Source organism: Aeromonas sp. QDB34, assembly GCF_027705405.1.
GTDB lineage: Bacteria > Pseudomonadota > Gammaproteobacteria > Enterobacterales > Aeromonadaceae > Aeromonas > Aeromonas hydrophila.
Genome location: NZ_JAPDBT010000001.1, coordinates 325,227 through 344,252, shown reverse-complemented (window position 1 = coordinate 344,252; position 19,026 = coordinate 325,227). Strand labels below are relative to the sequence as shown.

13 protein-coding genes, 1 tRNA gene and 1 pseudogene are annotated in these 19,026 nt (G+C 60.2%); 11 read left to right on the top strand and 4 right to left on the bottom strand.

Translation table 11 applies throughout. From position 1 onward, the window contains the following. The first annotated feature begins 98 nt into the window (after positions 1–98). From OKC29_RS01535 to OKC29_RS01525, 3 genes are read left to right on the top strand one after another with little or no spacing between them, the layout of a single operon-like run. A complete protein-coding gene (locus tag OKC29_RS01535; protein WP_011706273.1) occupies positions 99–2,021 on the top strand; it encodes a PrkA family serine protein kinase in 1,923 nt (640 codons plus the stop codon). A 23-nt stretch (positions 2,022–2,044) separates the two neighbouring features. Beyond that, positions 2,045–3,316, top strand: a complete 1,272-nt coding sequence (locus OKC29_RS01530; protein WP_016350566.1) for a YeaH/YhbH family protein — start codon at positions 2,045–2,047, stop codon at positions 3,314–3,316. Between the two features lie 10 nt (positions 3,317–3,326). Continuing rightward, positions 3,327–4,844: a SpoVR family protein gene (locus tag OKC29_RS01525; RefSeq protein WP_011706275.1), complete on the top strand. Its 1,518-nt coding sequence runs from the start codon at positions 3,327–3,329 to the stop codon at positions 4,842–4,844. Between the two features lie 64 nt (positions 4,845–4,908). On the opposite strand, the gene fadR is transcribed toward OKC29_RS01525, so the two are convergent. Beyond that, entirely contained in the window at positions 4,909–5,622 is a 714-nt protein-coding gene (gene fadR / locus OKC29_RS01520) for a fatty acid metabolism transcriptional regulator FadR (RefSeq protein ID WP_016350565.1), read from the bottom strand. A 333-nt stretch (positions 5,623–5,955) separates the two neighbouring features. Between fadR and nhaB the strand changes: the two genes are divergently transcribed. Continuing rightward, complete coding sequence (nhaB, locus tag OKC29_RS01515; protein WP_073350088.1) at positions 5,956–7,536, top strand: Na(+)/H(+) antiporter NhaB; 1,581 nt, start codon at positions 5,956–5,958, stop codon at positions 7,534–7,536. 85 nt (positions 7,537–7,621) lie between these two features. After that, the gene (gene dsbB / locus OKC29_RS01510; RefSeq protein WP_016350563.1) at positions 7,622–8,143 is read left to right on the top strand and encodes a disulfide bond formation protein DsbB; all 522 of its coding nucleotides are present in this window, start codon (positions 7,622–7,624) and stop codon (positions 8,141–8,143) included. A gap of 87 nt (positions 8,144–8,230) precedes the next feature. Here dsbB and OKC29_RS01505 read toward each other — a convergent pair whose 3' ends face one another. The 3 genes from OKC29_RS01505 to uvrB all read right to left on the bottom strand — a co-directional run bounded on the left by OKC29_RS01505 (position 8,231) and on the right by uvrB (position 11,319). Continuing rightward, positions 8,231–8,884 carry a DedA family protein gene (locus OKC29_RS01505; RefSeq protein WP_011706279.1) on the bottom strand — a complete coding sequence of 218 codons (654 nt, stop codon included), beginning with the start codon at positions 8,882–8,884 and terminating at the stop codon, positions 8,231–8,233. Between the two features lie 156 nt (positions 8,885–9,040). Then, on the bottom strand, positions 9,041–9,310 hold the full coding sequence (locus OKC29_RS01500; protein ID WP_073350087.1) for a YkvA family protein: 270 nt from the start codon (positions 9,308–9,310) through the stop codon (positions 9,041–9,043). Continuing rightward, positions 9,307–11,319, bottom strand: a complete 2,013-nt coding sequence (gene uvrB / locus OKC29_RS01495) for an excinuclease ABC subunit UvrB (RefSeq protein WP_073350086.1) — start codon at positions 11,317–11,319, stop codon at positions 9,307–9,309. The genes OKC29_RS01500 and uvrB overlap by 4 nt, the downstream gene beginning before the upstream one ends. Positions 11,320–11,454: 135 nt before the next feature. Between uvrB and OKC29_RS01490 the strand changes: the two genes are divergently transcribed. The 6 genes and pseudogenes from OKC29_RS01490 to OKC29_RS01465 all read left to right on the top strand — a co-directional run bounded on the left by OKC29_RS01490 (position 11,455) and on the right by OKC29_RS01465 (position 18,980). Further along, positions 11,455–11,530 (top strand) — tRNA-Asn (locus OKC29_RS01490). Positions 11,531–12,305: 775 nt separating this feature from the next. Beyond that, entirely contained in the window at positions 12,306–13,991 is a 1,686-nt protein-coding gene (locus OKC29_RS01485; RefSeq protein ID WP_011706282.1) for an aspartate:alanine antiporter, read from the top strand. Between the two features lie 213 nt (positions 13,992–14,204). After that, a pseudogene (locus tag OKC29_RS01480) lies at positions 14,205–15,738 on the top strand (transglycosylase SLT domain-containing protein). Positions 15,739–15,967: 229 nt separating this feature from the next. Continuing rightward, positions 15,968–16,933, top strand: a complete 966-nt coding sequence (locus tag OKC29_RS01475) for a tripartite tricarboxylate transporter substrate binding protein (RefSeq protein WP_029301042.1) — start codon at positions 15,968–15,970, stop codon at positions 16,931–16,933. Positions 16,934–16,976: 43 nt separating this feature from the next. Next, positions 16,977–17,438 (top strand): tripartite tricarboxylate transporter TctB family protein, encoded by a 462-nt coding sequence (locus tag OKC29_RS01470; RefSeq protein WP_073350084.1) that lies wholly within the window; start codon positions 16,977–16,979, stop codon positions 17,436–17,438. A gap of 9 nt (positions 17,439–17,447) precedes the next feature. Next, positions 17,448–18,980, top strand: coding sequence for a tripartite tricarboxylate transporter permease (locus OKC29_RS01465; protein ID WP_073350083.1), 1,533 nt, complete (start codon positions 17,448–17,450; stop codon positions 18,978–18,980). Positions 18,981–19,026 lie beyond the last annotated feature (46 nt).

Below are 19,026 nucleotides of genomic sequence, written 5' to 3'. Positions count from 1 at the left end.
GGATTACTGGGGGCTGTTGACTAGGCTTAATGAGGTAAACAGAACAAAAGTAGTGATCCACTCTTTTCAGGGTAAGCGACTATAACGAGGGCAAAGTTATGGGCATCTTCGAGCATTATCAACAGCGATATGAGAAAGCCAGGGAAGAGGAATACACCATCCAGGAATTTCTGGATATGTGTAAGCAGGACAAATCCTGCTACGCCTCCGCCGCCGAGCGTTTGCTGGTCGCCATCGGCGAACCGGAAATGATCGACACCTCGGTCAACCCCAGACTCAGTCGCCTTTTCTCCAACCGCGTCGTGGCACGCTATCCCGCCTTCAAAGATTTCTACGGCATGGAAGAGGCCATCGAACAGATTGTCTCCTATCTCAAGCACTCGGCTCAGGGCTTGGAAGAGAAGAAGCAGATCCTCTATCTGCTGGGGCCGGTTGGCGGTGGTAAATCCTCGCTGGCAGAGAAACTCAAATCCCTGATGCAAAAGGTACCTGTCTATCGCATCAAGGGCTCACCGGTCAACGACCACCCCTTCTGCCTGTTCGACATCGAAGAAGATGGCGAGATTCTGGAGAAGGAGTACGGCATCCCGCGCCGTTATCTGCGCCCCATCATGTCCCCCTGGGTTGCCAAACGACTGCACGAGTTTGGTGGCGACATCACCAAGTTCAAAGTGGAGAAGGTCAATCCCTCCATCCTCGACCAGATTGCCATCGCCAAGACCGAACCGGGCGATGACAACAACCAGGACATCTCCTCGCTGGTCGGCAAAGTGGATATCCGCATGCTGGAGCACTTTGCCCAGGATGATGCCGACGCTTACTCCTACTCGGGCGCGCTGTGCAAGGCCAACCAGGGGATCATGGAGTTCGTCGAGATGTTCAAGGCGCCCATCAAGGTGCTGCACCCGCTGCTGACCGCCACCCAGGAGGGCAACTACAACGGGACCGAGGGGCTCTCCGCCCTGCCCTTCGACGGCATCCTGCTGGCCCACTCCAACGAATCCGAGTGGCAGCAGTTCCGCAACAACAAGAACAACGAGGCTTTCCTCGACCGGGTCTACATCGTCAAGGTGCCTTACTGCCTGCGCGTGTCGGAAGAGGTGAAGATCTACGAGAAGCTGCTGGTCAACAGCGAGCTGACCGATGCCAAGTGCGCCCCGGGCACCCTTGAACTGCTGGGCCAGTTCTCCGTGCTGTCGCGCCTCAAGGAGCCGGAAAACTCGAGCCTCTACTCCAAGATGCGGGTCTATGATGGCGAAAGCCTCAAAGACACGGATCCCAAGGCGAAGAGCTATCAGGAGTATCGCGACTACGCCGGGGTGGACGAAGGGATGAATGGCCTGTCGACCCGCTTCGCGTTCAAAATCCTCTCCCGCGTCTTCAACTTCGACCACGCGGAAGTGGCAGCCAACCCGGTGCACCTCTTCTATGTGCTGGAGCAACAGATCGAGCGCGAGCAGTTCCCGCAAGAGCTGCATGATCGCTACCTCGAGTTCATCAAGGGCTATCTGACCCCGCGCTATGTGGAGTTCATCGGCAAAGAGATCCAGACCGCCTACCTCGAGTCCTACTCCGAGTACGGTCAGAACATCTTCGACCGCTACGTCACCTACGCCGATTTCTGGATCCAGGATCAGGAGTACCGTGACCCCGAGACCGGCCAGCTGTTTGACCGCGCATCGCTCAACAGCGAGCTGGAGAAGATTGAGAAACCCGCCGGGATCAGCAACCCGAAAGATTTCCGCAACGAAATCGTCAACTTCGTGCTGCGTGCCCGGGCCAACAATGCAGGCCGTAACCCCAACTGGACCAGTTACGAGAAGCTGCGCACCGTGATCGAGAAGAAGATGTTCTCCAACACGGAAGAGCTGCTGCCGGTTATCTCCTTCAACAGCAAAACCTCAGCCGAGGAGCAGAAGAAGCACGATAACTTTGTCGAACGGATGATGGAGAAAGGCTACACCCGCAAACAGGTGCGACTGCTCTCCGAATGGTATCTCAGGGTACGCAAGTCATCCTGACCCTGACTGTTCAAGGGGGAGTTATGGCGCATTTTATCGACCGCAGGCTCAACGGCAAAAACAAAAGCGCTGTCAATCGGCAGCGCTTCATCCGCCGCTACAAGAAGCAGATCAAACAAGCGGTCTCTGATGCTGTCTCCAAGCGCAGCATTCAGGACGTAGACACGGGTGAGAGCATCAGCATCCCGACCAAGGATATCGGCGAGCCCCATTTCCATCAGGGGCAAGGCGGCAAACGGGAGATGGTGCATCCCGGCAATGACCAGTTCGTCTCCGGTGACAAGATTGACCGCCCCAAGGGAGGAGGTGGCGGTCAGGGCTCTGGCGAAGGGCAGGCCTCCAACCAGGGAGAAGGAGCGGACGACTTCGTCTTCCAGATCTCCAAGGATGAGTATCTCGATCTGCTGTTTGAAGATCTCGAGCTGCCACGGCTGCAGAAGACCCAGCTCAACCAGCTGATGGAAGTCAAAACCTACCGGGCGGGCTACACCTCCAACGGGGTGCCGGCCAACATCAACGTGGTGCGTTCGCTGCAAAATTCGCTGGCCCGTCGGATGGCGCTGCAGGCCGGCAAGAAACGCCAGCTGCATGAACTGGAAGATAGGCTGGCCCTGCTGGCGGCAGATCCCAACGAACATTTTGCCGAAATAGCCCAGCTCGAGAAGGAGATCAGGGAGCTGAAAAGACGGATCGACGCGGTCCCGTTTATCGACACCTTCGATCTCAAATTCAACAACTTCGTCAAGCGGCCCGTCCCCTCCAGCCAGGCGGTGATGTTCTGCCTGATGGACGTGTCAGGCTCCATGGATCAGGCCACCAAGGAGATGGCCAAGCGCTTCTACATCCTGCTCTATCTGTTCCTGAGCCGGACCTACAAAAACGTCGAGGTGGTCTATATCCGCCACCATACCCAGGCCAAGGAGGTGGACGAGCATGAGTTCTTCTACTCCCAGGAAACCGGTGGCACCATCGTATCCAGCGCCCTCAAGATGATGAACGACATCATCAACGAGCGTTATCCTGCCCATCAGTGGAACATCTATGCGGCGCAAGCCTCGGATGGCGACAACTGGGCCGACGATTCGCCACAGTGCCGGGAGATCCTGGCGCGGGACATCATGCCGCGAGTGCGGTACTACTCCTATATCGAGATCACCACCCGTGCCCACCAGACGCTGTGGCACGAATATGAATCGGTCGCCAGCGAGTTCCCTCACTTCGCGATGGAGCACATTCGCAAGGTAGAGGATATCTATCCGGTATTCCGGGAGCTGTTCAAGAAGCAAGCGGCGTGAGGGAGGCCATATGGTAGAAACCGCAAGAAAAGTCGCACCGCTGGACGATGGCCCGGACTGGAACTTCGACCTGCTGGACATTTACCATCAGGAGATCGCCCGGGTCGCCAAGTTCTATCGACTGGATACCTACCCCAACCAGATCGAGGTGATCACGGCAGAGCAGATGATGGATGCCTACTCCAGCGTCGGCATGCCCATCGGTTATCAGCACTGGTCATTCGGCAAGCGTTTCATTCACACCGAGCGCAACTACAAACGTGGCCAGATGGGGCTGGCCTACGAGATCGTCATCAACTCGGATCCCTGCATCGCCTATCTGATGGAGGAGAACACCATGCCGATGCAGGCACTGGTGATGGCCCACGCCTGCTACGGCCACAACTCCTTCTTCAAGAACAACTACCTGTTCAAGACCTGGACCGATGCCTCCTCCATCATCGACTATCTGCTGTTTGCCAAGAACTACATCACCGAGTGTGAAGAGAAACACGGCATCGATGCGGTGGAAAAGTTGCTCGACTCCTGCCATGCCTTGATGAACTTCGGTGTGGATCGCTACAAGCGGCCCCAGAAGATCTCGCTGGCCGAAGAGAAGCGCCGCCAGAAAGCACGGGAAGACTATCTGCAGACCCAGGTCAATGAGCTGTGGCGAACCCTGCCCAAGCAGCACAAGGCCTCCGGGGTGGAAGACAGACGCTACCCGGCTGAACCACAGGAGAATATTCTCTATTTCATCGAGAAGAATGCCCCTTTGCTGGAACCCTGGCAGCGCGAGATAGTGCGCATCGTGCGCAAGATCAGCCAGTACTTCTATCCGCAAAAGCAGACCCAGGTGATGAACGAAGGGTGGGCCACCTTCTGGCACTACACCATCCTCAATCACCTCTATGACGAGGGCAAGATCAGCGATCGCTTCATGATTGAGGTGCTGCACAGCCACACCAACGTGGTCTACCAGCCCCCCTATAACAGCCGCTACTACTCGGGGATCAACCCTTACGCCCTCGGCTTTGCCATGTTTACCGATCTGCGCCGCATCTGCGAGAACCCGACCGAGGAGGACAGATACTGGTTCCCCGATTACGCCGGCAGCAACTGGGTCGATACCCTGCATTTCGCCATGCAGAACTTCAAAGATGAGAGCTTCATCAGCCAGTTCCTCAGCCCCAAGGTGATGCGCGACATGAAGCTGTTCGCCATTGATGACGACGATCTGAAGAACTATCTCAAGGTCTCCGCCATCCACAATGACGAGGGCTACCGCCAGGTGCGCAATACCCTGTCGGCCCAATACAACCTGAGCAATCTGGAGCCCAACATCCAGGTATTCAACGTGGCGGTGAAGGGAGATCGCTCGCTGACGCTGCGCTACGTGCCGCACAACCGGATCCCGCTGGGGGACTCCCGTCACGAGGTGCTCAAGCATCTGCATCAGTTGTGGGGGTTCGATGTGGTGCTGGAACAGGACAATGGTGAACTGCCTGCCGATATCATCGGCCGTTGCCCGGAGAAAAAACCGGCTTGAACAAGCAGCCATCCACCATAAAAAAACGCGCCATTCGGCGCGTTTTTCTTGCATCAGAATACGATCAGTTGTCGCACAGATTACTCGGCATGTCCTGACGCAGACGGGTCCACAACTTGCCTGACTCGATGCCGTACTGACGTACCGTCATGAACACGGCTTCGTGATTCTTGGTCTCGGCCAGGTTCAGCAAGGTCTTGTAGTAGGCATCGGCTGCTTCACGGGCCTGCTTGTCGGAGAAGTAGTAACGGCCAACCCGGCTATACAGGCCCTTGAAGCCGTTGAGGATCAGGGCATAAATCGGGTTGCCGGAGGCAAAGGAGAGCTGGTGATGCAGGCGATAATCAAACTCTGCATAGGCTTCCGGGGAGTTCTCTACCGCGTCGGCACCGCGCAGGATCTCGGCGGCTTGCTCCGGATTATTGCGGATCGCGCCACGAATGAAGATGGTGCAGATGTTGGTGCGCGCCGACAGCAGCTGGGCCACCAGGTCCGGCACCTTGTCCTGATCCAGCCTGGCCAGGGTCTCCAGAATGTTGAGTCCCGAGGTCTCCCAGAAGTTGTTCACCTTGGTCGGTTTGCCATGCTGAATGGTGAGCCAGCCATCACGGGCCAGACGCTGCAGCACTTCACGCAAGGTGGTTCGAGTCACACCAATCAGCTCGGACAGCTCACGCTCGGCCGGCAAGATGGATCCTGGAGGAAAGCGATTGTTCCAGATGGACTCGATGATATATTCCTCGGCAAACCCTGCAGGGCTCTGCGCTTTTATGACCATGTAGTGACTCTGTTGTAGTACGTAAAAAGGCTCACGAATAATAGCAAAGCAGGGAGGGCTGGCAAGCAGAAGGTCGGTCCTCTGCTCACATAAGCAGGCCATTTTGTTAAAAATATGTATTGATTCCTGTGATGGGTGCCAGCTAACCCCATCGATTGGCGATAAAACGGCCAATCTCGTGGGCAAGGCCGACTATGTTATTTATAGTTAATGCTCTTTTTGATTAAAATCATGAGGAATCAATCTGATAAGGGACAACATCCGGATGTTCTGGTCAAGCCTGTCTTGACTGCATAGACGCAGATACCAACCACAACACAGAGACCCATTATTATGCCAATCAGCTTAGGGCAAGCCTTTGCCAGGAACTTTCTGGGCAATGCGCCCCAGTGGTACAAGGCCGCTATTCTTCTATTCCTGCTGATCAACCCGATCGCCTTTTACCTCGATCCCTTCATCGCCGGCTGGCTGCTGGTCGTCGAGTTCATCTTCACTCTGGCCATGGCCCTCAAGTGCTATCCGCTGCAACCCGGCGGTCTGCTGGCCATTGAGGCGGTGCTGATCGGCATGACCTCGGCAGAGCAGGTCAAACATGAGCTGGTGGCCAATATCGAGGTACTGCTGCTGCTGGTTTTCATGGTGGCCGGCATCTATTTCATGAAGCAGCTGCTGCTCTATGTGTTTACCAAGCTGCTGATCCGGATCCACTCCAAGATCCTGCTTTCTTTGGCATTTTGTCTGGTCTCCGCCTTCCTGTCAGCCTTCCTCGACGCCCTCACCGTGATCGCCGTGGTGATCAGCGTCGCCACCGGTTTCTACGCCATCTATCACAAGGTCTCTTCTGGCAAGGAGTTCGGCAACCCGCACGATCACACCGATGATGACGCCGTCAACGAACTCAATCGCCAACATCTGGACGACTTTCGCGCCTTCCTGCGCAGCCTGATGATGCATGCCGCCATCGGTACCGCCCTCGGCGGTGTCTGCACCCTGGTAGGAGAACCGCAGAACCTGATCATCGGCGAACAGGCGGGCTGGAACTTCGGCGAGTTTGCCATTCGCATGTCTCCGGTCACGGTACCGGTGTTCATCTGCGGCCTGCTCACCTGTGTTCTGGTCGAGAAATGTCGCTGGTTTGGCTATGGTGCCAAGCTGCCGGACGCGGTACGCCGCATCATGGAGGATTACAACCGCTATGAAGAGGCCGGACGTACCGCCCAGGACAAGGCCAAGCTCATAGTGCAGGCCATGATCGCCCTCTGGCTGATCCTGGGACTGGCCATGCACCTGGCGGCGGTGGGCCTCATCGGCCTGTCGGTCATCGTGCTGGCTACCTCGCTCACCGGCATCACCGAGGAGCACTCCCTCGGCAAGGCATTCCAGGAGGCGCTGCCCTTTACCGCCCTGCTGGCCGTCTTCTTCAGCGTGGTCGCCGTCATCATCGACCAGCAGCTGTTCAAGCCGGTGATCCAGTGGGTGCTGGCCGCCGAGCCGGACGCCCAGCTCGCGCTCTTCTACCTGGCCAACGGCCTGCTCTCCATGGTCAGTGACAACGTCTTCGTCGGTACCGTCTACATCAACGAGGTGAAGACGGCACTGCTCAACAACGCCATCAGCCGCGAGCAGTTCGAACTGCTGGCCGTGGCCATCAACACCGGGACCAACCTGCCGTCGGTGGCTACCCCCAACGGCCAGGCCGCCTTCCTGTTCATGCTGACCTCGGCGCTGGCACCGCTGCTGCGCCTCTCCTACGGGCGCATGGTGTGGATGGCGCTGCCCTATACCCTGGTGCTGGGACTGGTGGGTTTCTTCTCGGTGGAGATGCTGCTCGGGCCGCTCACCGACTGGTTCTATCAGGCTGGCTGGCTGGTGCTCGACAACGTCACGCCGGCGGCGCTGCCCGCCCTGCATTGATACCATAAGGGCCCATGCGGGCCCTTTCCTTTTGGCCCCTGCTCTGCTCTAATTCAGCCACTGTTTTTTCTGTGAGATCAACCAGATGATAGAGTTTCTGCGCCGTATTGCCGCCCATCGCCTGGCCTGGAGTCTGCTTGCAGCCTCTGCCCTGTTCCTCGAGTTGAGCGCCCTCTTCTTCCAGCATGTGCTGGGCCTGCATCCCTGCGTCATGTGCGTCTATGAGCGGATCGCCACGCTGGGAGTCCTCACCGCAGGGCTGCTCGGCATGGTGGCACCGCAGAAATGGTACGTGCGCTGGAGCGCTCTGCTGCTGTGGGGATCCAGTGCCTTCTGGGGCCTGAAACTGGCGCTCAAGCATGTGGATTATCAGGTCAATCCCTCCCCCTTCAACGTCTGCGAAGGCTTTGTCGACTTCCCGAGCTGGGCGCCGCTGGATCAGTGGATCCCCTGGATGTTCTACCCGGATGGCGATTGCAGCGAGGTCACCTGGCAGTTCCTGAGCTTCTCCATGCCTCAGTGGCTGGTGGCCATCTTCGCCGCCTACCTGCTGGTGTTCGTTGTGGTGGCCATCGGCAATCTGGTCAAGGGTCGCTGCTGCAGCTAAGCCCGATAACAGCACAAAAAAGAAGGGAGCCAGCGGCTCCCTTCTTTTTTATGTCATTCGGCTTCATCAGCCCAGGTGGCAGAGTGCTCAGGAAGCCGCCTTGCTGGCGTTCATTCTGGCCTTCACCATGCCGATCACCATGGGCAGCAGCGAAATGCCGATGATGCCGAAGATGAGCAGGGTAAAGTTCTGACGCACCACCGGCAGATTACCGAAGAAGTGGCCGGCATAGACGAATGAAAGGACCCACAACAGACCGCCCACCAGATTGAACGCCAGGAAGCGCGGGTAGGTCATGGCACCCATGCCCGCCACGAAGGGCGCGAAGGTGCGCACGATGGGCAGGAAGCGGGTGATGATGATGGTCTTGCCGCCATGCTTGGCGTAGAAGGCATGGGTCTTGTCCAGGTAATCCCGCCGGAAGATCTTGGAGTCAGGATTGCGGAACAGCTGCTCGCCGAAGAAGTGACCTATGGTGTAGTTCACCACGTTGCCGAGCACCGCGGCGATGATCAGCACGGCGGCCAGGGTATGCACATCCAGCACGCTGCCCACGGTGAGCGCACCGGCGGCGAACAGCAGGGAGTCACCCGGCAGGAAGGGAGTCACCACCAGTCCGGTCTCGCAGAAGATGATCAGAAACAGGATGGCGTAAACCCAGATCCCATAGTTTTCAAACAGCTCTTTCAAGTGCACATCGACGTGCAGGATAAAATCAATCGCAAACAGGATCAGATCCATTTTCTCATACCCATAAAGTGAACGGCGTGGAGTCTACGCCAATGCATTGAGCGCCACAATCTCCCCCACCATGCTCTTTCTTATCACGCCCAAACACAACCGGCATGACACTTTTCATCAAATCGATGGCGATGCAGCAGGGACGGCCAAGTCGGCCTACTCCCGCTCGGTGAGCGCCGCCCTCACAACACCGGGCAGGCATAACTCCCAACCCCACAACAGGAGCAGCAGCAGGGTCGCATCGTCGAGCCAACCAACGAATGTCACCACATCGGGGATGAGATCCAGCGGGCTGATGCCGTAGAGCAGGACCAGGATCACCAGCCCTCTGGCCCACCAGGGGGTATCGGGGTGACGAAAACCCCGATAGAGGCGGCGCAAACGCCGCCAGATCAGCCAGCGTCGGGCACCCGGCAAGGCACTCAACTCTCGATCAACTCGTTGCGCAGCCGCTGGATCTGGTCTCGCAGCGCAGCCGCCTGCTCGAACTCCAGATCCCGTGCATGCTGGAACATCTGCTCTTCCATTCGCTTGATCTCCTTGCTGATCTCGCTGGCGGAACGAGCATGGTACTCCCCTTGTGGCTCGGCGGCCTTGCGGCTGCCCCGCCCGCTCTTGCCTGCACTGCGACTGCCTCCCATGTCCATCACATCTCCCACCGACTTGTTGAGCCCCGTCGGGGTGATGCCATGTTCGAGGTTGTGAGCATGCTGCAGGGCGCGGCGCCGCTCAGTCTCTTCGATCGCCACCTGCATGGAGTTGGTGATGGTATCCCCGTAGAGAATGACCTTGCCGTTGAGGTTGCGCGCCGCCCGGCCAATGGTCTGGATAAGGGAGCGGGTGGAGCGCAGGAAACCCTCTTTATCCGCATCCAGGATCGCCACCAACGAGACCTCAGGCATATCGAGCCCCTCCCGCAACAGGTTGATCCCCACCAGCACGTCGAACTTGCCAAGGCGCAGATCGCGAATGATCTCCACCCGCTCGACGGTGTCGATGTCGGAGTGCAGATAACGCACCCGCACCTCGTGATCCGCCAGGTATTCGGTCAGATCCTCCGCCATCCGCTTGGTGAGGGTGGTGACCAGCACCCGCTCCTCCACCGCCACCCGCTTGCGGATCTCGGAGAGCAGGTCGTCCACCTGGGTGGTGACCGGACGCACCTCGATCTCGGGGTCCAGCAGACCGGTGGGGCGCACCACCTGCTGCACCACATCGCCGCCGGACTTCTCCAGCTCGTAGGGGCCAGGGGTGGCCGAGACAAACACCGTCTGCGGCATCAGCGCCTCGAACTCGTCGAACTTGAGCGGCCGGTTGTCGAGCGCCGAGGGGAGCCGGAAGCCGTACTCCACCAGGGTCTCCTTGCGGGATCTGTCCCCTTTGAACATGGCGCCGATCTGCGGCACCGTGACGTGGGATTCGTCGATGATGAGCAGGCCATCCCCCGGCAGATAGTCAAACAGGGTGGGCGGCGGCTCGCCGGGCGCACGGCCGGAGAGGTAGCGGCTGTAGTTTTCGATGCCGGAGCAGTAACCCAGCTCCTGCATCATCTCGATGTCGAACTGGGTACGCTGGCTGATGCGCTGCTCCTCCACTAGCTTGCCCAGCGACAACAGCTGCTCACTGCGGCTCTTGAGCTCCTCCTTGATGTGCTCGATGGCCCCCAAAATGGTCTCGCGCGGGGTAGCGTAGTGGGTCTTGGGATAGATGGTGTAGCGCACCACCGTCTGCTCGATGGCGCCGGTCAGCGGATCGAACAGGGAGAGGCGCTCCACCTCCTCGTCAAACAGCTCCACCCGCAGGGCCAGCTTGTCCGATTCGGCGGGGTAGATGTCGATCACCTCCCCCCGCACCCGGAAGGTGCCGCGCTGGAAGGCCATGTCGTTGCGGGTGTACTGCAGCTCGGCGAGACGACGCAGGATATCCCGCTGATTGATCAGGTCCCCCACTTTCAGGTGCAGCATCATGCTGAGGTAGGCTTGCGGATCCCCCAGACCGTAGATGGCCGACACCGAGGCGACGATCACCACGTCGCGGCGCTCCAGCAGTGCCTTGGTGGCCGACAGCCGCATCTGCTCGATGTGATCGTTGATGGAGGCATCCTTCTCGATGAAGGTGTCGGTGGTCGGCACATAGGCTTCCGGCTGGTAGTAGTCGTAGTAGGAGACGAAATACTCCACCGAGTTGTCGGGGAAGAACTCCTTCATCTCGCCATAGAGCTGGGCCGCCAGGGTCTTGTTGGGAGCCAGGATCATGGTGGGACGATTGAGGGTGGCGATGACGTTGGCCATGGTGAAGGTCTTGCCCGAGCCGGTCACCCCGAGCAGGGTCTGATGGGCAAGGCCGGATTCGATGCCATCGAGCAGCTGGGCGATGGCCCTTGGCTGATCCCCGGCGGGTTGAAACTGGCTGGCCAGCTGGAATAACTTGCTCATGACGACTCCCGGCAAAAAAACGCAAGAGCAGAAGTGTACTCCGAGATGGGGTGGACTGGGTATCCACTCTGCCGGAAGAAGCGGCTATTGACCTCGAAATACGACCTCTGTATGATGCTCCTCCTTGCCTGATGTTCCCCCGTAGTTCAGTCGGTAGAACGGCGGACTGTTAATCCGTATGTCACTGGTTCAAGTCCAGTCGGGGGAGCCAATCTCCTCACCATCTCGGTGCAAGTTATCCACTTTAGTGCTTTCCTCTGCCAATTTTAATGCACAAGCCGTATCCCGCGGTGACGCCTCCCTTTTGATTCCCCATCCGCCCCGGCAGCGTTTTGTTCTGCTGCGCCTAACTATTTGATTTTTATAGAAACAATTTATCTCAGGTATTTTTTGAACAGTCCTTGCAACCCAGTATTGGCGCGGGATACAGCCTGATCACCAAGTTTCATGAACAGGGTTATCCACAGATTCTGTGGGTAAGTAGAGCAAAGCCAATGACGGCCTAGGCTGGCAGGCGATTGCCAGCGACGGGCGATGTTTTTCCCTGCCGACCTGATTTTCTGCTGTTTTTGAGCGCCCCCCTGAATGGGTTGCCATCGCCGCCGACAGATGCCTTTTGCAGATATCTTTTCGCCATCCCGCACAACATGGGTCACTCCCTCTCGACATCCACCGATCAGCTCCCGGACTCATGCCCCCCCCTTCAGTCAGATGTGCTGAAAAACCAGGAAACCGCCCAGCCAAACAGCAGAGAATAAATTTTCAAGCAGAGCGGAAAGACGAGGATCACAGATAGCAGGAATCACTAATTGACAGCGGGGCTGACAGAGGGAAATAGAGGTCATCACCAGACCCGCCCCGCAGTTTCCCCCACACAGGCGGGTCGCGTGGCGGGTTAGTGCCGATTAATCCTCCTTTGACGCTTCTTTATTGGTGAGGGATCCGGCACAATATCGGCCCCACTTTTTTCCTCGGTTTTTCCGGGCATGACCATAGATTTTGTGACACTGCTACATCAAAGCGACTCCCTGCTGCTGTTCGTGGTACTGGCCTTCGGCCTGCTGCTCGGTAAAGTCAGGTTCGGCAACTTCCAGATCGGCAACACCATCGGCGTGCTGTTTACCGCCCTGCTGTTCGGCCAGATGGGTTTTGAATTCACCGCCACCACGGAGAATGTCGGCTTCATGCTGTTCATCTTCTGCGTGGGGATCGAAGCGGGGCCGCACTTCTTCAGCGTCTTCCTGCGTGACGGCATCCACTACATCACTCTCACCCTGGTGATCCTGCTGACCGCCCTCTTCCTCACCGTGGGGCTGGCCAAGTTCTTCAACCTGGGGCCGGGCATGGCGGCCGGCATCCTGGCCGGCTCGCTCACCTCGACCCCGGCGCTGGTGGGCGCGCAGGATGCCCTGCGCAGCGGCCTGCTCAACCTGCCCCATCAGACCGACATGCAGTCGGTGCTCGACAACATGGGCATCGGCTATGCGTTGACCTATCTGGTGGGGCTGGTCGGCCTGATGCTGGTGGTGCGCTATCTGCCTTCACTGGCACGGCTCGACCTCAACACCGAGGCGCAGAAGATCGCCCGCGAGCGCGGCCTCTCCGACAACGAGAGCCGCAAGACCTACCTGCCCATCATCCGTGCCTACCGGGTCGGCCCGGAACTGGCGGCCTGGATCGGCGGCCGCACCCTGCGCGAAACCGGCATCTACCCCCACACCGGCTGCTATGTGGAGCGGATCCGCCGCAACGGCATCCTGGCGAGCCCGGATGGCGACGCCGTCATCCAGGAAGGGGACGAGATCGCCCTGGTGGGTTACCCCGAGAGTCACGAGAAGCTCGACGTCAACTACCGCAACGGCAAGGAGGTGTTCGACCGCAACCTGCTTGACCTGCAGATCGTCACCGAAGAGATAGTGGTGAAAAACGATGCGGTGGTGGGTCGCCATCTGGTGGAGCTCAACCTCACCGAGAAGGGCTGCTTCCTCAACCGGGTGGTGCGCTCCCAGATAGAGATGCCGTTTGATCGCAACATCATGCTGCAAAAGGGCGACGTGCTGCAGATCAGCGGCGAGAAACAGCGAGTCAAGCTGCTGGCCAACAAGATCGGCTTCATCAGCATCCACAGCCAGACCACGGATCTGGTGGCCTTCACCACCTTCTTCGTGCTGGGGCTGCTGATAGGCTCCGTCTCCCTGGTGTTCGGCCAGCTGGAGTTCGGGCTGGGCAACGCCGTCGGCCTGCTGCTGGCGGGGATCCTGATGGGCTACCTGCGCGCCAACCACCCCACGGTCGGTTACGTGCCGCCGGGTGCCCTGCGTCTGGCCAAGGATCTTGGCCTGGCGGTATTCATGGTGAGCACCGGCCTCAAAGCCGGCGGCGGCATTCTGGATCACCTGAGCCAGGTCGGTGCCGTGGTGCTCTTCTCCGGCATGCTGGTGACCACCCTGCCGGTGCTGGTGGGTTACCTGTTCGGGGTCTGGGTGCTGAAGATGAACCCGGCCCTGCTGCTCGGCGCCATCACCGGCGCCCGCACCTGCGCCCCGGCCATGGACGTGGTGAACGAGGCGGCCAACAGCTCCATCCCGGCGCTCGGCTATGCCGGCACCTATGCGGTGGCCAACGTCATGCTGACCCTGGCGGGCTCCTTCATCATCGGCTTCTGGTTCTAGCGCCAACGGTCTAGCACCAGGCCCGCCAACCCAAGGGGAGCCGTTATGGCTCCCCTTTTCGTTTATGCCGCTCTCCTTTTCGCCTAAGCCCCACCACCTCGCCCCCGCAGGATAGGGCCTATCGTGCTATGTGCCCCTCACCGACCAAACCCAATGAGCTAAAGCGCCCGCCCCATGCCGCTTACACTCAATGAAACACACGAGGGCATCGTCATGATACGGTTATGGATCCTTCTGGGCTGGCTGCTGTGCGGCCCGCTGCAGGCCGCCACCGCAGCGCAAACCTCCCCCGCAGAGGAAGCCGAGCCCGAGCCGGCCGCCCTGGCCTTCAGCAGCGACCAGCTGGCCCAGCCCCTGCTTGGCGATCTCGATGCCATGCTGGCACGGCGCACCATCCGGGTGCTCACCACCTACAACAAGACCGGCTATTTCATCTACAAGGGGGTGCAGCGGGGCGTCACCTACGACGCCTTCATCGAGGTGGAGAAGCGGCTCAACGAGCAGTTGCGCAAGCAAAAGAGCCTCAAGCGCCATCTCAAGCTGCACCTGGTCTTCATCCCGGTAGCGCGCGAGGCCCTGCTGGAAGCCCTCATCGCAGGCAAGGGCGACATCGCCGCCGCCAACCTCACCATCACCGAGCGGCGCAAACTGCAGGGGGTGCTCTTTACCGATCCTCTGCTCGAGAACGTGCGGGAACTGCTCATCTCGGGACCGGCCTCTCCCAAGGTGGAGAGCGCCGCCGATCTGGCCGGCCAACGGATCTACGTGCGCCCCTCCTCCAGCTACTTCGAGAGCCTCACGGCCTACAACCAGGCCCACAAGGCGGCGGGAGAACCGCTTGTCGACATCCAGCCCGCCCCGGAGGCGCTGGAAGATGAAGATCTGGTGGAGATGGTCAATGCCGGCCTGCTGCCCTTCATCGTCATGGACGAGCACAAGGCCCGGTTCTGGCAGAAGATCTTCCCCGCCATCCGCATCCATGAGCAGCCGGTGTTCCGGCAAGGGGGGGGTCATCGCCTGGGCGGTGCGCAAGGAGAGCCCGCAACTGCTGGCCATGCTCAACGAACAGATAGCCGCCCTGCGCGGCAAACACAGTGGCGACGCCATCCTGGCCCGCTATCTCAAGCAGAACAAGTTCGTCAAGAGCGCCGCCGCCGATGCCGAGCGCCAGAAGTTTCTGCAGGTGGTGGATCTGTTTCGCGAATATGGCGAGAAGTACGAGGTGGACTGGCTGCTGATGGCGGCCCAGGGCTATCAGGAGTCGGCCCTCAATCACAAGGCGCGCAGCCACGTCGGCGCCATCGGCATCATGCAGATCATGCCCGCAACCGGCAAAGGGCTCAAAGTGGGCGACATTCGCCAGCTCGAGCCCAACATCCACGGCGGCGTCAAGTACATGCGCTGGATGATCGACCACTACTATGCAGACGAGCCCATGACGGCCCTCGACAAGGCACTCTTCTCGTTCGCCTCCTACAACGCCGGCCCCGCCCGGGTGGCGCGGCTGCGCACCGAGGCCAAGAAACGGGGGCTGGATCCCAACGTCTGGTTTCACAACGTCGAGTACGTGGCGGCGGAGAAAATAGGGCCGGAAACCGTCACCTACGTCGGCAACATCTACAAGTACTACATCGCCTACAAGCTGGTGATGGAGCAGTTGCAGCGCAGGCAGCAGGCGACCGAGGCTACCAAGCAGCAGGGCACCGGCGGCGACCAGGTCTCCGCCGCGCCCGCATCACAGGGATAAGCCAGCCCGTCATCCGCGAGGCTCCCCGTCTGACGGGAGCCTCGCGCCTTTTCAGCCGTCGCCGCAATACCATCCTGACCTCCTTCAGCCCCGTCATGACCCTGCCTCACCCTGCCGTGACCAGAATGAACACAATGACCACAACAGCCTTAATAGCCATTACGGTCAGATTGTTTGCCGACCAATCACGATTAATTAACCTTCCAGCAACAATCACAAGGAGAACACCATGTTGCAAGGAACCCTCAAACGCACGTTGCTCTGCTGCCTGCTGGGCGCCAGCCTCGGCGCCCAGGCCAAGATCGACGAAATCCACTTTCTCATTCCGGGCGGCGCCGGCGGCGGTTGGGACAACACCGCCCGCGGCACCGGCGAGGCGCTGACCAAATCCGGCCTCATCACCACCGCCTCCTACCAGAACATCTCGGCCGGTGGCGGCGCCAAGGCCATCGCTCACCTCATCGAGACCTCGGCCCAGTCCGACAAGACCCTGATGGTCAACTCCACCCCCATCATCGTCAAATCCCTCTCCAAGGAGCTGCCGCAATCGTTCCGGGATCTCACCCCGGTGGCCGCCATCATCGCCGACTACCAGGCGCTGGCCGTGCCGCTGGACTCCCCCTATCAGAGCTGGCCCCAGCTGCTGGCCGCCTATCAGGAGAACCCCGCCAAGGTGAAGATTGCCGGCGGCTCCGCCCGTGGCAGCCTGGATCATCTGGTGGCGGCCATGACCTTCAAGAATGCAGGGGCCGATGCCGGCAAGCTGCGCTACGTGGCCTATGACGCCGGCGGCAGCGCCATGGCGGCGGTGCTGGCAGGAGAAACCCAGGTGCTCTCCACCGGCTTTGGCGAGGCGATGGAGGCGGTCAAGTCGGGCCAGATGCGGATCCTCGGCATGACGGCCCCCACCCGGATGCCGGATGCGAGCGAGGTGCCCACCTTCAGCGAGCAGGGCAACCCGACTGTCTTTGCCAACTGGCGCGGCTATTTCGCCTCCCCCGCCGTCAGCGCCGACAAGTCGGCCGAATTCGCGGCCCTGCTCAAGCAGATGTATGACAAGCCGGAGTGGGAGACGGTCCGCGCCCGCAACAACTGGACCAATCTCTACCAGGCCGGCCCCGAGTTCACCGCCTTTCTCATCCAGCAGGAGCAGCAGATCGGCGGCCTGATGCGCGAACTCGGCTTCATCAAGTAATCCCACTGTCGGCGGGCCTGGCCCGCCCATCGGAGTCATTGTCATGCACCTGACCAAGGAGCGACTCGGGGGGCTGCTGTTTTTGCTGCTCTCCCTCGCCTACGGCTATCACGCCACCCAGATCCCCGGCTACCCCGGGGACGAATATGAACCCTTTACCGCCAGCACCCTGCCCTATGCCCTGGCCGGCGCCGGCGCCCTGTTCTCCCTGCTGCTGATCTGCTTTCCGGGCGGCGAGCGGCTGCAGCGGGAGAGCGGCAACTGGCGGCTGGTGTTCGCCCTGCTGCTGCTGATGCTGGCCTACGGCCTGGCCCTTGGCTGGCTCGGCTTTCTGGTCGCCACCACCCTGTTTCTCATCGGCGGGATCCGGCTGATGGGCGAGCAGAGCCTAGCCTTCGCCTGCAAGGTGAGCCTGCCGTTCACCCTCATCTTCTGGGCCCTGCTCACCAAGGGGCTCAACGTCTACCTCGAGCCGGGCCGGCTGTTCACCCAGTTGCTGGGATAAGGAGAACCCATGTTAGACGGCATTCTGCAAGGACTGGGCACCGCCATGATGCCCATCAACATCTTCATGGTGATCGTCGGCTGTTTCGTCGGCACCTTCATCGGCATGCTGCCGGGCCTTGGGCCCGTCACCGCCATCGCCCTGATGATCCCCATCACCTACGGGCTGGATCCCGCCTCCGGCATCATTTTGATGGCCGGGGTCTATTACGGCTCCATGTTCGGCGGCTCCACCTCCTCCATCCTGATCAACACCCCGGGCTGCTCCGCCAGCATGATCACCGCCATCGACGGCTATCCGCTGGCCTGCAAGGGGCAGGCGGGCAAGGCGCTGGCCATCGCAGCCTACGCCTCCTTCACCGGCGGCACCCTGTCTGCCATCTTCCTGATGGTGGCGGCGCCGCTGCTGGCCAAGGTCTCCCTCTCGTTCCAGTCGGCGGACTACTTCGCCCTCATGGTGCTGGGGCTCTCGGCGGTGGCGGCCTTTGCCGGCAAGGGCCAGGTGCTCAAGGCGCTGATCATGGCGCTGTTCGGCATCATGCTCTCCACCGTCGGCATCGACCGCAGCGTCGGGGTGGACAGATTCACCTTCGGTCTGCCGGACTTGCGCGACGGCTTCTCCTTCCTGCTGCTGGCCATGGCCACCTTCGCCCTGGCAGAGATCCTGATGACGGTGCTGCGCCCGGGCAAGGACACCAGCAAGGAGGAGGCGCGCAAGATCCAGCAGCTCGGCTCTCTCAAACTGAGCAGGGACGAGGTCAAAGAGATAGCGCCCCCCATAGCCCGCTCCTCGGTGATGGGTTTCCTCATCGGCGTGCTGCCGGGGGCCGGTGCCACCATCGCCTCCTTCATGGCCTATGGCGCCGAGCGCAACTTCGCCAGCAAGCGCAGGCAGGAGGAGTTCGGCAAGGGCAGCCTGACCGGTATCGCCGCCCCGGAGGCGGCCAACAACGCCGCCTCCAGCGGGGCTTTCGTGCCGCTGCTGACCCTGGGGATCCCGGGCTCCGGCACCACGGCGCTGATGCTGGGGGCCCTCATCGCCTACGGCATCCAGCCGGGCCCGCGCCTGTTCATGGAGCACCCGGACGTGTTCTGGTCGGTGATCATCTCCATGTATCTGGGCAACGTGGTGCTCTTGATCCTCAACCTGCCGCTCATCCCTTATCTTGCCAAGATCCTGCAGGTGCCACGCCCCGTGCTCATCCCCATGGTGCTGCTGTTTTCGCTGATCGGGGTCTATCTGGTCTCTTTCAACACCATGGACATCTATGTGATGGCGCTGGTGACGCTGATCGCCATCGGCCTGCGCCTGCTGGACTTCCCCATGGCGCCCATGCTGCTCGGCTTCATTCTGGGGGGCATGCTGGAGGACAACCTGCGCCGGGCCCTGGTGATCAACGACGGATCCCTGAGCTTCCTGTGGGAGCGCCCCATCACCCTCGCCTTTACGCTGATCACCCTGGTGATGCTGCTGTTGCCGGTGTGGCAGTGGTGGCAGGCGCGCCGCGCACCGGCCGCCACACTGCAATCCGAGCCGAGCTGAGTTGGCAGATCCCACACAGCAAAAGAGCGCCGACAGGCGCTCTTTT

What these genes read in the sequence shown, in the direction of transcription:
- OKC29_RS01535 (WP_011706273.1), top strand. Translation starts at nt 99, where the DNA reads ATGGGCATCTTCGAGCATTATCAACAGCGATATGAGAAAGCCAGGGAA.
- OKC29_RS01530 (WP_016350566.1), top strand. Translation starts at nt 2,045, where the DNA reads ATGGCGCATTTTATCGACCGCAGGCTCAACGGCAAAAACAAAAGCGCT.
- OKC29_RS01525 (WP_011706275.1), top strand. Translation starts at nt 3,327, where the DNA reads ATGGTAGAAACCGCAAGAAAAGTCGCACCGCTGGACGATGGCCCGGAC.
- fadR (WP_016350565.1), bottom strand. Translation starts at nt 5,622, where the DNA reads ATGGTCATAAAAGCGCAGAGCCCTGCAGGGTTTGCCGAGGAATATATC.
- nhaB (WP_073350088.1), top strand. Translation starts at nt 5,956, where the DNA reads ATGCCAATCAGCTTAGGGCAAGCCTTTGCCAGGAACTTTCTGGGCAAT.
- dsbB (WP_016350563.1), top strand. Translation starts at nt 7,622, where the DNA reads ATGATAGAGTTTCTGCGCCGTATTGCCGCCCATCGCCTGGCCTGGAGT.
- OKC29_RS01505 (WP_011706279.1), bottom strand. Translation starts at nt 8,884, where the DNA reads ATGGATCTGATCCTGTTTGCGATTGATTTTATCCTGCACGTCGATGTG.
- uvrB (WP_073350086.1), bottom strand. Translation starts at nt 11,319, where the DNA reads ATGAGCAAGTTATTCCAGCTGGCCAGCCAGTTTCAACCCGCCGGGGAT.
- OKC29_RS01485 (WP_011706282.1), top strand. Translation starts at nt 12,306, where the DNA reads ATGACCATAGATTTTGTGACACTGCTACATCAAAGCGACTCCCTGCTG.
- OKC29_RS01475 (WP_029301042.1), top strand. Translation starts at nt 15,968, where the DNA reads ATGTTGCAAGGAACCCTCAAACGCACGTTGCTCTGCTGCCTGCTGGGC.
- OKC29_RS01470 (WP_073350084.1), top strand. Translation starts at nt 16,977, where the DNA reads ATGCACCTGACCAAGGAGCGACTCGGGGGGCTGCTGTTTTTGCTGCTC.
- OKC29_RS01465 (WP_073350083.1), top strand. Translation starts at nt 17,448, where the DNA reads ATGTTAGACGGCATTCTGCAAGGACTGGGCACCGCCATGATGCCCATC.